This window comes from Streptomyces sp. NPDC006283, from assembly GCF_040613325.1.
Classification (GTDB): Bacteria; Actinomycetota; Actinomycetes; order Streptomycetales; family Streptomycetaceae; genus Streptomyces.
In genome coordinates, this window is the sequence record NZ_JBEXRZ010000031.1 from 1 (window position 1) to 15267 (window position 15267).

Below are 15267 nucleotides of genomic sequence, written 5' to 3' on the forward strand. Positions count from 1 at the left end.
GGGCCGGGCACGCCCGGCCGCAGTCGCCGGCCGAGCTGGTGGCTCGGCACGGCCTGCGCGGTGTGCCGGATCCGGCTCTGCGGGCGCAGTTGGGGGCGGCGGCCCGGTTCCGCGCGACGCCGACGGGGACGCACGGGGGCTCGTGGTCCCCCACCTCGTACGGCCCGGAGCCCGTGTGGTGCGCCGGTTCGTCGCCGGGCTCCGGGTGCGGCAGCTCGAGCGGATCGAGCTGCGGCGGCTCGAGCGGGTCCGGCTGCGGCGGCTCGAGCGGGTCCGGCTCCGGTTGTGGCGGTTCGAGCGGCGGCTCCAGCTGCGGCGGCTCGAGCAGCAGCTCCTGACGCACCGGCATCGGAGTCATTGATCCTGAAACCGCCGAGCCGGTGCTTTACTTCGCGAACCTCCCCTGCCAAAGATCCCTTTCGTCCCATGGCTGCCGCCCGGCCGCCCCGCGCACGAAGGGAACGCGATGAGAGCATCTGCGAAGTACGGGGCCGTGGCAGGCCTCAGTTCCTTGGTCCTCGCGTCCGTCGCCGTCGCCCCCGCAGGCGGCGCGGCCGTCATTGACGCCGCGTTGCACGGCACCGTGGTGGCCGCGGGGCGTGCCGCGGCGGCCGGTATCGCGTTCGGCCGCTGCCCCGCCGTGGAGAAGCTGCCCAAGTCGGTGCAGTGCGGCACGGTGAAGGTGCCGCTCGACTACACCGACCCGTCGGGCCGGCAGATCGAACTGACGGTCAGCCGCGTCAAGGCGAGCGGCAAGAAGGCCGAGCGTCAGGGTGCCTTCGTCTACAACCCCGGCGGCCCCGGGGCCTCCAGCATGCACTTCCCCCTCGCCGCGGAGACTCCAGAATGGCGGCGGATCGCCAAGGCGTACGACATCGTCGGCTACGCACCGCGCGGCGTCGGCCGGTCCGCCCCGCTGTCGTGCCAGGACCCCGTGGACTTCCTCGAAGCGCCCACACTCGCGCCGACCCACCCCTCCGCGTCGTACAAGATGGAGCGCGTCGCCGAGGCCCAGGCGTACGCCAAGGGCTGCGCGGACAAGGCGGGCGCGACGCTGCGCCACTACACCTCGCTCAACAACGCCCGCGACCTCGACGTGCTGAGGGCCGCGCTCGGCGAGAAGAAGCTCACCTTCATGGGCGCCTCCTACGGCACCTACTTCGGTGCGCTGTACGCGACGATGTTCCCGTCCCATGTGCGCCGCATGGTCTTCGACTCGGCGGTCAACCCCGCACCCGAGCAGATCTGGTACCGCAACAACCTGGACCAGTCGGAGGCCTTCGAGAGCCGGTGGGCCGACTTCCGTGCCTGGGTGGCCAGACACGAGCGCACGTACCACTTGGGGGCGACGCCCGAGGAGGTGGCACACAGCTACGAAGAGGTGCGCGCCCGGCTCGCGGAGAAGCCCGCGGGCGGCAAGGTCGGTCCCGGCCAACTGCACGCCGCGTTCCTGGGCGCCGGCTACTACGACGAGTACTGGCCGATGCGCGCGAAGGCTTTGGCGGAGTACCTGAAGGGCGATCCGCAGCCGCTGATCGACCAGGCCGCCCCCGACCCCGACGGGGCGAAGGCGGCGGAGAACGGCAACGCCGTCTACACGGCGGTCGAGTGCAACGACGCCCCGTGGCCGGAGGACTTCTCCGTCTGGGACCTCGACAACACACTGCTGGCGCAGCGCGCGCCGTTCGAGACGTGGGACAACGCCTGGATGAACCTGCCCTGCGCCTTCTGGCCGGCGCCCCGGCAACAGCCACTGGACGTCCGCACGGAGCCCCGAGAGCTGCCCGACACGCTGATTTTGGCCGCGGAAAGGGACGCCGCCACCCCCTACGCGGGGGCGCTCGAGCTGCAGCGGCGACTGGCCGGCTCCGTGCTGATCACGGAAGAGGACGCGGGTACGCACGGCATCGGCGCCGGCAGCAACAGCTGCGTCAACACCTACCTGGAGGACTATCTGCTGCGGGGTGAGACACCGGTGCGGCGCGCATCATGCGCGCCGCACCCGGAGCCGGACCCGGTGTCGCTGGACCGGCGGGCGGAGCAGCGGAAGCTGCCGCACACCGTCTGATCTTCCGGGTCACACGGACGGCTGAGTATCCGCCTGGAACGGGCGGAAACTCAGCCGTCAAGTCGTTCGCGGACGGGACCTTACGCGAGTCCCGCCACGAGGTCCGCCACGCTCTTGCGGCGGCCGGTGTAGAACGGCACCTCTTCGCGGACGTGCATGCGGGCCTCGGAGGCGCGCAGGTGACGCATCAGGTCGACGATGCGGTACAACTCGTCCGCCTCGAAGGCCAGCAGCCACTCGTAGTCGCCGAGCGAGAACGAGGCGACCGTGTTGGCCCGGACGTCCGGGTAGCCGCGTGCCATCTTGCCGTGGTCCGCCAGCATCCGGCGGCGGTCCTCGTCCGGCAGCAGGTACCAGTCGTAGGAGCGCACGAACGGGTACACCGAGACGTAGTTGCGCGGCGTCTCGTCGGCCAGGAAGGCCGGGATGTGCGACTTGTTGAACTCGGCGGGGCGGTGCAGCGCCATGTTCGACCACACCGGTTCGAGTGCGCGGCCGAGGCGGGTGCGCCGGAAGCGGTTGTACGCGTCCTGCAGCTCGTCGGCCGTCTCGGCATGCCACCAGATCATCACGTCGGCATCGGCGCGCAGCCCGGAGACGTCGTAGGTGCCGCGCACGGTGACGTCCTTGGCGGCGAGCTGGTCGAACAGCTCCTGGACCTCGTCGGCGTAGCCGGAGCGGTTCTCGGGCAGCACGTCGCGCAGCTTGAAGACGGACCACAGCGTGTACCGGATGACCTCGTTGAGGTCCTTGGCCTTCTTGCCTGCGTTCGGGATCTTTTCTGGCGCACTCATACGGCTATTGTCCCGCCTCCGGATCAGTGCCCCGCGCCAGGGTCGGCGTGGCGAGAATCTCGTCGGCCGCGCGCTGTCCGCTCGCGATGCAGGCGGGGATGCCGACCCCGTCGTACACGGCGCCGCAGACCCTGAGGCCCGGCAGCTCGGCGATCTCGTCACGGATACGGGCGACGCGGGTGAGGTGCCCCACCGGGTACTGCGGCAGGCCCCCGGTCCAGCGGGTGACGTCGGCGGCGACCGGACGGGCCGTGAGACCGACCGCGGCGGCGAGGTCGGTCAGGGAGACGTCGACCAGCTCGGCGTCCTCCCGTTCGAGGGCCTCCTCCTCGCCGTAGCGGCCGACGGAGGTGCGCAGCACGAACAGGTCCCCGGCGCCCCGCGCGACCCAGCCCCACTTGTGGGAGGAGAAGGTGGACGCCTTGATCGTGCGGCCGTCCACGGGCGGGACGAGGAACCCGCTACCGGCCGGCATCCCGGCCACGTCGGAGCGCCGGAAGGCCATGGTGACCAGCGCCATGGAGGCGTACTCGACCTGCCCCAGCTCGGCCGCCGCGACGGGTGACTCGGCGGCGAGCAGCGCCGACGCGGACCACGCGGGGGTGGCGAGCACGACGCCGTCGGCGGTGAGCGTCTCGCGGTCGGTACGGATCTGCCAGCACGTCGCGCCGCGGGTCAGGCCGAGGACCGGTGCCTCGGTGCGGATGTCGCCGCCCTGCGCGCGCACGGCGTCGGCGACGGCGCCCGGCAGGGTGCCGATACCGCCGTCGATGCCCATGAAGACCGGTCCGCCCGTCTGCTGCCCGGCGGCGGCACGTGCCTGGATGTCGCGCACCCCTTCGAGCAGCGAGGCGTGGCTCCTGGCGGCCTCGAAGAGCTGGGGGACGGCCGCGCGCATCGAGATGCGGTAGGCGTCCCCCGCGTACACCCCGCCGAGGAGCGGTTCGACGAGCCGGTCGACGACCTCCCTGCCGAGACGTTCCGCGACGTAGGCGCCGACGGCCACGTCGTCACCGAGTTCCGCCGGCGCGAGGTCCTTCTCATGCTCGATGCGGGCGAGGCCCTCCGGCGAGAGCAGTCCGGCGAGCGCGGACGGGTCGCCCGGGACGCCCATCACATGCCCCTTCGGCATGGGCCGCAGTGCGTCACGGGTCCAGACCGAGGAGGTCGCCGTGGCCGGCGGTTCGAGCCGGTCGCCGAGACCGACCGCGCGGGCGAGATCGGTGCCCTCGGCGCGGCGGGCGAGCATCGACTCGGCGCCGAGGTCCACGCGTACGCCCTCGATCTCGCCGGAGTGCAGCTTGCCGCCGACCCGGTCGGTGGCCTCGAGGAGGGTGACGCGCAGGCCGGAGGCGAGCAGCCGGTGAGCGGCGGCGAGACCGGCGATGCCGCCGCCGATGACCACGACGTGACGCGCTGATGTGTCCACGTTCATGGTCCAACTCTCTCAAACGCCGTTCCGAGTCCTGACCGTGACCGCTTCGGGACCGTAACCGGGCAACCCGGCCCTGCGCCGCCACGTCGAACCTGCAAACACGTTCACAACCCAATCCCGGGGGGCCGGTATGCGTGCACGGCGTGCGTTCGCGGTACTACTTCTCACTGCCTCGCTCGGCCTCGCCGGGTGCGGCGCAGGCGATTCGTCCGGCGACGCCGCGCAGAGCGCGGAGAAACCCGCCGCGGCCGACGCCAGGGAGGGTGCGGCCGGCTCCGGCTACGCCGCCGACGAGGCTGCCGGGAAACCGGCGGAGGGCGGGACGGGGCAGGACGGCGCCGCCAAACCGTCCGCGCTGCCGAAGACGCACGTCATCCGCACCGCCGAGCTCGCCGTCGAGGTCAAGGACGCCACGAAGGCGCTCGCCGCCGCCCGGCGTGCGGCGGAGAGCGCCGGCGGCCGGGTCGAGAACGAGACCACGGAGCGGATCGACGACACGCACATCACCTCCCATGTCGTGCTGCGCGTCCCCCAGGAGCGGTACGACTCCGTCCTGGCCGAACTCGCGGGCGCGGGCAAGCTGTTGTCCCGCAAGGCCGACGCGAAGGACGTCACCGACCAGATGGTGGACGTGGAGAGCCGCATCGCGACGCAGCGGGCGAGCGTGGCAAGGGTGCGGGAGCTGATGGACCGGGCGACGCGGCTGTCCGACGTCGTCACCCTGGAAGCGCAGCTGAGCACCCGTCAGGCCGATCTCGAGTCGCTGCTGGCACAGCAGGCGGCGCTGAAGGACCGCACGTCCCTGGCGACGATCACGCTGACGCTCTCGGAGAAGGAACGCAAGGAGACCAAGAAGGAGGACGACGGGCCCGGCTTCCTGGACGCGCTCGGCGGCGGCTGGGACGCGCTGGTCGCGACGCTGCGCTGGATCACGGTGGCCATCGGCGCGGTGGCGCCGTTCGCGGCGGTGGGCGCGGTGCTGTACGTGCTGTGGCGGTGGCTGGTGCGGCCCCGGCTGCGCAAGCGTCCCGCCGCCGCTTCCCCGGCTCCTCCGGCCGCGCAGGACTGAACCTCCGCTTGTTTGTAGCGTGTTCCCCATGACAGCGACCGAGCGTCTGGTAATCATCGGGGGCGATGCGGCGGGCATGTCCGCCGCATCGCAGGCACGCAGGATGAAGAACGCGGACGAACTGGAGATCGTGGCCTTCGAGCGGGGTCACTTCAGCTCGTTCTCCGCGTGCGGCATCCCGTACTGGGTGAGCGGCGACGTGGCCGAGCGCGACGCGCTGATCGCCCGGTCACCGAAGGAGCACCGCGAGCGCGCCATCGATCTGCGGATGCGCACCGAGGTGACGGAGATCGACGTCCCGGGCGGGCGGGTGCGCTCGCGCGACCTGGCAAGCGGCGAAGAGTCCTGGACCGGCTACGACAAGCTGGTGATCGCCACCGGCGCCCGGCCCGTCCGCCCCGCGCTTCCCGGCATCGACGCGCCGGGCGTCCACGGTGTCCAGACCCTCGACGACGGTCAGGCGCTCCTGGACTCCCTCTCCCGGACAAAGGGGCGGCGCGCGCTGGTCGTGGGCGCCGGATACATCGGCGTCGAGATGGCGGAGGCGCTGCTCAAGCGGGGCTACGAGGTGACGGTCGTCGACCGCGGCGAACAGCCCATGTCGACGCTCGACCCGGACATGGGCCGTCTGGTCCGCGAAGCGATGTCCCGGATGGGCATCACGACGATCTCGGGAACGGCCGTCAGCAAGATTCTGACCGGGGACGACGGCCGCGTCCGGGCGGTCGCGACCGATGACGCCGAGTACCCCGCGGACGTGGTCGTCCTCGGGATCGGCGTCGAGCCGGAGACCGGCCTGGCCCGCGCGGCGGGCCTGCCGCTGGGCCGCCACGGCGGCATCCTCACCGACCTGGCGATGCGCGTCCGCGGCCACGACAACATCTGGGCGGGCGGCGACTGTGTCGAGGTCCTCGACCTCGTGTCAGGCCGCGAACGCCACATCGCGCTCGGCACCCACGCCAACAAGCACGGCCAGATCATCGGCGCGAACGCGGGCGGCGGCTACGCCACCTTCCCGGGCGTGGTCGGCACAGCGGTCAGCAAGGTCTGCGAACTGGAGATCGCCCGCACGGGCCTGCGCGAGAAGGACGCACGCGCGCAGGGTCTGCAGTACGTGAGGGCGACGATCGAGTCGACGAGCCGCGCCGGCTACTTCCCCGGCGCGGCCCCGATGACCGTCAAGATGCTCGCGGAACGCCGCACGGGCCGCCTGCTGGGCGTGCAGATCGTGGGCCGCGAGGGCGCCGGCAAGCGCGTCGACATCGCGGCGGTGGCCTTGACGGCCCGCATGACGGTCGAACAGATGACGACCCTTGACCTCGGCTACGCCCCGCCGTTCTCCCCGGTCTGGGACCCGGTCCTCGTGGCGGCCCGCAAGGCGACGGCGGCGGTCCGGAAGGCGGGGGCGTAGCCGCTGCGGCGGTACCGGGCGCGGGCGGCCGCGCCGGCCGCTGTCACGTCCGGCCTACCGCGCCGTCTGCTCGTGCACGTACGACACCAGCCGGGTCAGCGCGTCCGGGTCCGTCGTCGGGAGGACGCCGTGGCCCAGGTTGAAGATGTGGCCCTCGAGACCGGCCGCCGCGTCCAGGACCTCGCGTGTCCGCGTCCGGACCGCCTCAGGGGTGGAGAACAGCACGGCCGGGTCCAGGTTGCCCTGGAGCGCCTTGCCGGGGCCGACCCGGCGTGCGGCCTCGTCCAGCGCGACGCGCCAGTCGACGCCGACCACGTCCGCGCCCGCCTCGCCCATCAGGCCGAGGAGCTCGCCCGTACCCACGCCGAAGTGGATGCGCGGGACACCGTAGGACGCGACGGACTCGAAGACCTTCGCCGACGCCGGCATCACCGAGCGCCGGTAGTCGGCCGGGGCGAGGGCGCCGACCCACGAGTCGAAGAGCTGGACCGCGGAGGCGCCCGCCTCGATCTGGACCTTCAGGAAGGCGGAGGTGATCTCCGCGAGCCGGTCCAGCAGGTCGGCCCACAGCTGCGGGTCGCCGTACATGAGGGCCTTGGTGTGCTCGTGGTTGCGCGACGGGCCGCCCTCCACGAGGTAGCTCGCGAGGGTGAACGGCGCTCCCGCGAACCCGATCAGCGGAGTCGGCCCGAGCTCACGGGTGAGCATCCCCATCGCCTCGGTGACGTAGGGGACGTCCTCCGGTGTGAGGTCCCGCAGCCGGGCGAGGTCGGCCCGCGTACGGATCGGCTCCGCGATCACCGGGCCGACGCCCGGCTTGATGTCGAGGTCGACACCGATCGCCTTCAGCGGCACCACGATGTCGCTGAAGAAGATCGCCGCGTCGACCTTGTGCCGCCGTACCGGCTGCAGTGTGATCTCGGTGACGAGCTCGGGCCGCATGCACGACTCGAGCATCGGGATGCCCTCGCGCACCTTCATGTACTCGGGCAGTGAGCGCCCCGCCTGACGCATGAACCACACCGGCGTGTGCGGAACCGGCTCGCGGCGGCACGCCTTCATGAAAGCGGAGTCGTACGTCGTCGTCTGGTGGCCCAGGGGGCGGATGTTGGCGCTCACGCCCTGAATCTTCGCATGCAGGCGAGAAGTGGCCGCCCCGGCCCGGGTGTCCCTCCCTGCGCGAAGCGCCCGTTCCGCCTACTCTTCCCCGCATGGCTGCGGCTCAGGGACATTTTTCCGATCATTCCAACAGCGCTGAGGACAAGGGGAGTGCCGAAGCGAGCGCCGAACCCGATGCCGTGCCGCACGCGTTCCGTCAGGCGGTCGAGGCGCTGCGGTCGGCGCGGTTGCGACCGGAGCTCGAGATCGAACCGACACGGCCTCCGCAACGGCTCGCCCCGCACGCGTACGCGCTGGAGGCGGCGGTCGTCGACGGCGACGACGACCTGGCGGACGGCCGTCTGGTCCTGCTGCACGAGCCGGCGGGCCACGACGCGTGGCACGGCACGTTCCGGATGGTGACGCTGGTGCGCGCGGAACTGGAACCGGAGATGGCGGCCGACCCGCTGCTCCCCGAGGTGTGCTGGTCGTGGCTGACCGGCGCGCTGGAGGCACGCGGGCTGTCGTACGGGGAGCCGAGCGGCACCGTCACCCGCGCGGGGTCTCACTATTTCGGAGGACTCGCGGACCGCCGTCCCGCGACCCAGATCGAGATCCGTGCGTCATGGACCCCGCGCGAGGGCCAGGGCGGCGTCCCGGACGCGGCCGCACACCTCGCGGCCTGGTGCGATCTGCTCTGCCAGGTGGCCGGGCTGCCGCCGTCGACGGCGGGTCCGGCGGACAACGCGACGGGTGTGGTGAGCCTGCCGCAGCGCCGCGGCCCGCAGCAGGCCTGAGAGGGGGCGGACCGCGGTCCGGGGAGACTGGCCGCGGCCGTGCGCAGGAACGTCGCGCTGGAACGGTTCGCTCGTAGGATGATCGATCGCCTGTCCGAATTGCCCCGATAATTACTCACCAAATCGTGATCATTCTCTAAAGGCGGACGGGTTCGGTGCCGAAGAGGTCAATGACCTAACTGCACGGTTCGCCCCGGCTTCATCCCCGAGCCGGCTCCGTCCCGCACCTTTCCAGGAGGCCTGGTGTCCGTTCTTCTCGAGCAGCCCGCAAGCCTGGTCGCCTACCGCCCGAACAAGCCGACGGCCATGGTCGTCGTGGCCGACCCGCGCGTCCGCTCCACCGTCACCCGCCACCTGTGGGCACTCGGAGTCCGTGACGTCATCGAGGCATCGTCCATCGCGGAGGCACGTCCCCGCGTCGGCAACCCGCGCGACATCTGCGTGGCCGACGTCCACCTGCCCGACGGTTCCGGGCTGACCCTCCTCTCCGAGACCCGCGCGGCGGGCTGGCCCAACGGCCTGGCACTGTCCGCGGCCGACGACATCGGCGCCGTGCGCAACGCACTGGCCGGCGGTGTCAAGGGCTACGTCGTCACCGGCACCCGTACCAACATCGGACACCCCACCCGCCCCGGCGCCGCCCCCATCGGCGCCGCGGCAAACCGTATGCACCGCCGCCCCCCGGGTGCCCCGAGCCACCCGGGCGGCTACCGCGAGCTGTCCGGCCGGGAGGTCGAGGTGCTGCGCCTCGTCGCGGAGGGGCAGTCCAACAAGGCCATCGGTGTCTCGATGGGCCTGTCCGCGCTGACCGTCAAGAGCCACCTCGCACGTATCGCACGCAAGCTGGGCACGGGCGACCGGGCCGGAATGGTGGCCGTGGCGCTGCGCACCGGAATCATCCACTGATCCCCTGACCTGTCTTCCGCGCCCGTCGACGGAACGTTCCGTCGACGGGCGCGTTCCGTTCACAGATACCCTTGACACGTGACCGACGCCCAAGAGACCGCAGCAGACACCGCACTGCGAACCACCGGGGGCGCTCCCTCGGACGACGTCGAATCGGCGCCGATCCCCTTGTTGGAGCCCAGGGAGGGCATCCCGCCGGTGGTCGCCGACGAGGACGCCCTCGCCGCGGTGATCGCCGCCTTCGCGGCGGGAACCGGCCCCGTCGCCGTCGACGCCGAGCGCGCGTCCGGCTACCGGTACGGCCAGCGCGCCTACCTCGTACAGCTGCGCCGTGAGGGCGCGGGCACCGCGCTCATCGACCCCGTCGGCTGCCCCGACCTGTCGGGGCTCGGTGACGCGCTCGCCGGCGCGGAGTGGATTCTGCACGCCGCCACACAGGACCTGCCGTGCCTGCGCGAAATAGGCATGGTGCCCACCCGGATCTTCGACACCGAGCTCGCCGGGCGGCTCGGTGGCTTCCCGCGGGTCGGCCTCGGCGCGATGGTCGAGGGCGTCCTCGGCTACGCGCTGGAGAAGGGCCACTCGGCGGTCGACTGGTCCACCCGCCCGCTGCCCGAGCCCTGGCTGCGGTACGCGGCCCTCGACGTGGAGCTCCTGGTCGACCTCCGCGACGCGCTGGAGAAGGACCTGGACCGGCAGGGCAAGCTCGAATGGGCCCGCCAGGAGTTCGACGCGATCGCGTCCGCCCCGCCGCCGCCTCCGCGCCGCGACCCCTGGCGGCGTACGTCCGGGATGCACAAGGTGCGCCGGCGTCGGCAGATGGCGGTCGTACGGGAGATGTGGACCGTCCGCGACCGGGTCGCCCAGCGCCGTGACGTGTCCCCCGGCAAGGTGCTCAGCGACGCCGCGATCGTGGAGGCGGCGCTCGCGCTGCCGGCGAACGTGCACGCGCTCACGGCGCTCCCCGGGTTCGGGCACCGGATGGGCCGACGCCAGCTCGAGCAGTGGCAGGCCGCGGTCGAGCGGGCGAAGGCACTGCCCGACGCCGAGCTGCCGCAGCCCGGCCAGCCGCTGAACGGCCCGCCGCCCCCGCGGTCGTGGGCCGACAAGGACCCGGCCGCCGCCTCGCGGCTCTCCGCCGCGCGCGCGGCGATCTCCGCGCTGGCGGAGGAGCTGAACATGCCGCAGGAGAACCTGATCACGCCGGACACGGTGCGGCGGGTGTGCTGGGAGCCGCCGGTCGCCGAGGTGACGGTGGCGTCCGTCGCGGACGCGCTGACCGAATTGGGCGCACGTCCGTGGCAGGTCGAACAGGTCTCGCCGCTGCTGACGCAGGCGCTGAGCACGGGCCCGGTGTAACCGGGGGCGCCCTTCGGCGCCTTGTCGGGGCTCCGCGTCCTTCGGGGCTCCGCCCCGTACCCCCGCGCCTCCAACGCCGGCGAGGCTCCAGTTGCCCGCCGGCGCAGCCGGGTCGTCACGCAGCGGCAAGATCAGCCCCGCTGCCGACCCGGCCTTGGAACACTCCCGACGCAAGCAGCACCAGCCTCCGCCGCCCGTCCCGCCGCGGAGGCCGGCCCGAGGCGCCGTGCCCTCTCGCCTTCCGAGAGCTGCGCATTCGCCAGGTCCCGAGGCGTTGCTGCTGTTCTTGGTTGAGCTGGTTCCCGTCGCGGCGCTGCCGGGCGACACATTGGCCGATGTCATCACCGCGCCAGGTGACCCTGGGTTGAATGTCTTCGAGGCCGGTGTCGTCTTCGAGGAGCGCGCGTGGGCGGGTCCGTACCGGACAGGACTGCGCGAGGACTCGAGGGGATGCGCGGGGCCCGGGAGACGAAGCCACCGAGACAGGGCGGCTGCCCCTGGGCGGAGCCAGCCCCGGTCTTTCAGGCCGAAGAGCAGACCTGTGCTGCCGGAGGGACGGAGCCCCTGGAACGCCATGTGCACGCAGTGGCGGTCCGGGCGGAGCCCGACGGGGCAAGCTCCGGCGCACCACAGCCGCTGGGCCGCAGGCCCGAGGGCGGCGGGGCTCCACAGGGGAGGCTGCGGCACCGAGCCCCCGCGGGGCGCGGGACCGGGTCCGGGCGGAGCCCGGTTTCGGGGAGGGGCGGGGTGGGGAACAAGCCCGCCGCGGGCGTCGCCCGTGCCCCGCCCCGTGTGACGTTCACCGCTCCCGCCCCCGGGACTGTGCACTCCGGTTACCCGCAAGTAGCATGAGGGAAGCAAGCGCACGCTCAGGCGTGTGCGCCGCAGCAGTGCCACCCCGCACCCTGGAGGAGAGCCATCGTGCCTCGTACCGTCAGGGACGTCGTCTTCGTCGACGGCGTCCGCACCCCGTTCGGCAAGGCGGGCCCGAAGGGCATCTACCACGAGACCCGCGCCGACGATCTCGTCGTGAAGGCCATCCGGGAGCTGCTGCGGCGCAACCCGGCCCTCGACCCGAAGAAGATCGACGAGGTCGCCATCGCCGCGACCACGCAGATCGGTGACCAGGGTCTGACCCTCGGCCGTACCGCCGGCATCCTCGCCGGTCTGCCGCAGTCCGTGCCCGGCTACTCGATCGACCGTATGTGCGCCGGCGCTCTGACGGCCGTCACGAGCGTCGCCGGTTCCATTGCGTTCGGTGCGTACGACGCCGTCATCGCCGGTGGTGTCGAGCACATGGGCCGCCACCCCATGGGCGAGGGCGTCGACCCGAACCCGCGCTTCGTCAGCGAGAAGCTCGTCGACGAGTCGGCCCTCTTCATGGGCATGACCGCGGAGAACCTGCACGACCGGTACCCGCAGATCACCAAGCAGCGCACCGACGAGTACGCCGTGCGCTCGCAGGAGAAGGCCGCGAAGGCGTACGCCGACGGCAAGATCCAGCAGGACCTCGTACCGGTCTCGGTGCGCCGTACCAACCCCGAGGCCGGCGAGACCGGCTGGGGCCTGGTCACCGCCGACGAGCCGATGCGCCCGGGCACCACGCTCGAGTCGCTCGCGGGCCTGAAGACGCCGTTCCGCGTCCACGGCCGCGTCACCGCCGGCAACGCCGCGGGCCTGAACGACGGCGCCACCGCCTCGATCATCGCCTCCGAGGACTTCGCCCGCGAGAACGGTCTCCCGGTCAAGATGCGCCTCGTCTCGTACGCCTTCGCCGGTGTCGAGCCCGAGGTCATGGGCTACGGCCCGATCCCGTCGACCGAGAAGGCGCTCGCCCAGGCCGGTCTGTCGATCGAGGACATCAACCTCTTCGAGATCAACGAGGCCTTCGCCGTCCAGGTCCTCGCCTTCCTGGACCACTACGGCATCGCCGACGACGACCCGCGCGTCAACCAGTACGGCGGCGCCATCGCCTACGGCCACCCGCTCGCCTCCTCCGGTGTGCGTCTGATGACGCAGCTGGCCCGCCAGTTCGAGGAGCAGCCCGAGGTGCGCTACGGCCTGACCACCATGTGCGTCGGCTTCGGCATGGGCGCCACGGTCATCTGGGAGAACCCGAACCACAAGGACGCCGGAGGCAACAAGTGAGCACCACCGAACTCCTGAAGGGCGCGGCCGAGCTGTTCCCGGACGAGGTCGTCACCAGCGCGCACGTACGCCACCTCGACCTCCCCTCCGGCGCCGGGCGCTTCGCTCTCATCACGCTGGACAACGGCCTGGACCACACCAAGCCGACCACCTTCGGCCCGCAGTCGCTCGCGAACCTGAACGCCGCGATCGACCAGGTCGAGGCCGAGGCCGCGGCCGGCGACATCGTCGGTGTCGGCGTCACCGGCAAGCCGTTCATCTTCGCGGTCGGCGCCGACCTCAAGGGCGTCGAGCTGCTGAAGCAGCACTCCGACGCGCTGGCCATCGGCAAGGGCGGCCACGACGTCTTCAAGCGCCTCGCGGGCCTCGCGGTGCCGACCTTCGCGTACTACAACGGCGCGGCCATGGGCGGCGGTGTCGAGGTCGGCCTGCACTGCTCGTACCGCACGGTCTCCCAGGCGATCCCGGCCTTCTCGCTGCCCGAGGTGTTCCTCGGTCTCGTCCCCGGCTGGGGCGGCTGCACGATCCTGCCCAACCTGATCGGCGCGGACCGCGCGGTCTCGGTGATCATCGAGAACTCGCTCAACCAGAACAAGCAGCTCAAGGGCGCTCAGGTCTACGAGCTGGGCATCGCCGACGCGATCTTCGAGGGCGCCGACTTCCTCGAGCAGTCCCTCATCTGGACCGCGTGCGTCCTCAAGGGCGAGATCGTCGTCGAACGCGCCGACGTCGACCGCGGTGAGGGCTGGGACCAGGCCGTCGCCCGCGGCCGGTTCATCGCCGACTCCAAGGTGCACGGCGCGGCCCCGGCCGCCTACCGCGCCCTCGACATCATCGAGGCGTCCAAGGACGGCGACCTGCAGAAGGGCTTCGACGCCGAGGACCTGGCGCTGGCCGACCTCATCATGGGCGGCGAACTGCGCTCCGGCATCTACGCGTTCAACCTGGTGCAGAAGCGCGCCAAGCGCCCCGCCGGCGCCCCGGACAAGAGCCTGGCCCGCCCGGTCACCAAGGTCGGCGTCGTCGGCGCCGGCCTGATGGCCTCTCAGCTCGCCCTGCTGTTCCTGCGCCGCCTCGAGGTGCCGGTCGTGCTGACCGACATCGACCAGGAGCGTGTCGACAAGGGTGTGGGCTACGTCCACGCCGAGATCGACAAGCTGCTCGGCAAGGGCCGCATCAACCAGGACAAGGCCAACCGTCTCAAGGCCCTGGTGAGCGGTGTGCTGGACAAGGCCGAGGGCTTCGCGGACGCGGACTTCATCATCGAGGCCGTGTTCGAGGAGATGAGCGTCAAGCAGAAGGTGTTCGCGGAGGTCGAGGCGGTCGCCCCGGCGCACGCGATCCTCGCCACCAACACCTCGTCGCTGTCGGTGTCGGAGATGGCCTCCAAGCTCCAGCACCCCGAGCGTGTGGTCGGCTTCCACTTCTTCAACCCGGTCGCGATCCTCCCGCTCCTGGAGATCGTCCGCGGCGAGAAGACGGACGACGCGTCGCTGGCCACCGCTTTCGGTGTCGCGAAGAAGCTGAAGAAGACCGCGGTGCTCACCAAGGACGCCCCGGCGTTCGTCGTGAACCGCATCCTCACCCGCTTCATGGGCGAGATCCAGAACGTCATCGACGAGGGCACCCCGGTCGTCACGGCCGAGAAGGCGATCGAGCCGCTCGGTCTGCCGATGTCGCCGCTGGTGCTGCTGGAGCTGGTCGGCCCGGCGATCGGTCTGCACGTGTCCGAGACGCTGAACCGCGCCTTCCCGGAGCGCTTCACGGTCTCCCCCAACCTGAAGGCGGTCGTCGAGGCCGGCAAGCGCGGCTTCTACGTGTACGACTCCGGGAAGCCGGAGCTGGACCCGGAGGTCGCCGCACTGCTGAAGCAGGGTGACAGCGTCCTGACGGAGGAGCAGGTTCGCGACCGCGTCCTGGACGCGGTCGCGCAGGAGATCGGCCTGATGCTGGAGGAGGGTGTCGTTGCCGAGGCCCAGGACATCGACCTCTGCCTGATCACGGGCGCCGGCTGGCCCTTCCACCTGGGCGGCATCACGCCGTACCTGGACCGCGAGGGTGTCTCGGAGCGCGTGAACGGCAAGCGGTTCCTGGCGCAGGGCGTGGCGAGCGTTCCCGCGTAACACCTGTACGGAAACGAAGAAGAGGGCTCCCGCTCCTGCGGGGGCCCTCTTCTGTTGTG

At 71.7% G+C, this 15267-nt stretch carries 12 protein-coding genes; 8 read left to right on the plus strand and 4 right to left on the minus strand.

From position 1 onward, the window contains the following. Positions 1-349: hypothetical protein (locus tag ABZ070_RS09520; RefSeq protein ID WP_356631688.1), on the minus strand; the 349-nt coding region annotated here is incomplete at its 3' end. Positions 350-466: 117 nt separating this feature from the next. Between ABZ070_RS09520 and ABZ070_RS09525 the strand changes: the two genes are divergently transcribed. Continuing rightward, positions 467-2068: an alpha/beta hydrolase gene (locus ABZ070_RS09525; RefSeq protein WP_356631690.1), complete on the plus strand. Its 1602-nt coding sequence runs from the start codon at positions 467-469 to the stop codon at positions 2066-2068. 80 nt (positions 2069-2148) lie between these two features. Here ABZ070_RS09525 and hemQ read toward each other — a convergent pair whose 3' ends face one another. After that, positions 2149-2862 (minus strand): hydrogen peroxide-dependent heme synthase, encoded by a 714-nt coding sequence (gene hemQ / locus ABZ070_RS09530; RefSeq protein ID WP_356631692.1) that lies wholly within the window; start codon positions 2860-2862, stop codon positions 2149-2151. Between the two features lie 4 nt (positions 2863-2866). After that, entirely contained in the window at positions 2867-4297 is a 1431-nt protein-coding gene (gene hemG, locus ABZ070_RS09535; protein ID WP_356631694.1) for a protoporphyrinogen oxidase, read from the minus strand. A 130-nt stretch (positions 4298-4427) separates the two neighbouring features. Between hemG and ABZ070_RS09540 the strand changes: the two genes are divergently transcribed. Together ABZ070_RS09540 and ABZ070_RS09545 are read left to right on the plus strand one after the other, a co-directional pair. Next, positions 4428-5366 (plus strand): DUF4349 domain-containing protein, encoded by a 939-nt coding sequence (locus ABZ070_RS09540; RefSeq protein WP_356631696.1) that lies wholly within the window; start codon positions 4428-4430, stop codon positions 5364-5366. Positions 5367-5394: 28 nt separating this feature from the next. Continuing rightward, the gene (locus ABZ070_RS09545) at positions 5395-6777 is read left to right on the plus strand and encodes an FAD-dependent oxidoreductase (protein ID WP_356631698.1); all 1383 of its coding nucleotides are present in this window, start codon (positions 5395-5397) and stop codon (positions 6775-6777) included. Positions 6778-6831: 54 nt separating this feature from the next. On the opposite strand, the gene hemE is transcribed toward ABZ070_RS09545, so the two are convergent. Further along, complete coding sequence (hemE, locus tag ABZ070_RS09550; protein ID WP_356631749.1) at positions 6832-7839, minus strand: uroporphyrinogen decarboxylase; 1008 nt, start codon at positions 7837-7839, stop codon at positions 6832-6834. A 149-nt stretch (positions 7840-7988) separates the two neighbouring features. Here hemE and ABZ070_RS09555 point away from each other — a divergent pair, with 149 nt between their 5' ends. The 5 genes from ABZ070_RS09555 (at position 7989) to ABZ070_RS09575 (ending at position 15208) form a co-directional block, all read left to right on the plus strand. Further along, complete coding sequence (locus tag ABZ070_RS09555; protein ID WP_356631700.1) at positions 7989-8672, plus strand: DUF3000 domain-containing protein; 684 nt, start codon at positions 7989-7991, stop codon at positions 8670-8672. Positions 8673-8915: 243 nt separating this feature from the next. Continuing rightward, the gene (locus tag ABZ070_RS09560) at positions 8916-9578 is read left to right on the plus strand and encodes a response regulator transcription factor (RefSeq protein ID WP_005310513.1); all 663 of its coding nucleotides are present in this window, start codon (positions 8916-8918) and stop codon (positions 9576-9578) included. 78 nt (positions 9579-9656) lie between these two features. Then, positions 9657-10937, plus strand: a complete 1281-nt coding sequence (locus ABZ070_RS09565) for an HRDC domain-containing protein (protein ID WP_356631703.1) — start codon at positions 9657-9659, stop codon at positions 10935-10937. Positions 10938-11858: 921 nt separating this feature from the next. Beyond that, entirely contained in the window at positions 11859-13085 is a 1227-nt protein-coding gene (locus tag ABZ070_RS09570; protein ID WP_356631705.1) for an acetyl-CoA C-acyltransferase, read from the plus strand. Further along, positions 13082-15208 (plus strand): 3-hydroxyacyl-CoA dehydrogenase NAD-binding domain-containing protein, encoded by a 2127-nt coding sequence (locus ABZ070_RS09575; RefSeq protein ID WP_356631707.1) that lies wholly within the window; start codon positions 13082-13084, stop codon positions 15206-15208. The genes ABZ070_RS09570 and ABZ070_RS09575 overlap by 4 nt, the downstream gene beginning before the upstream one ends. Positions 15209-15267: the final 59 nt, after the last annotated feature.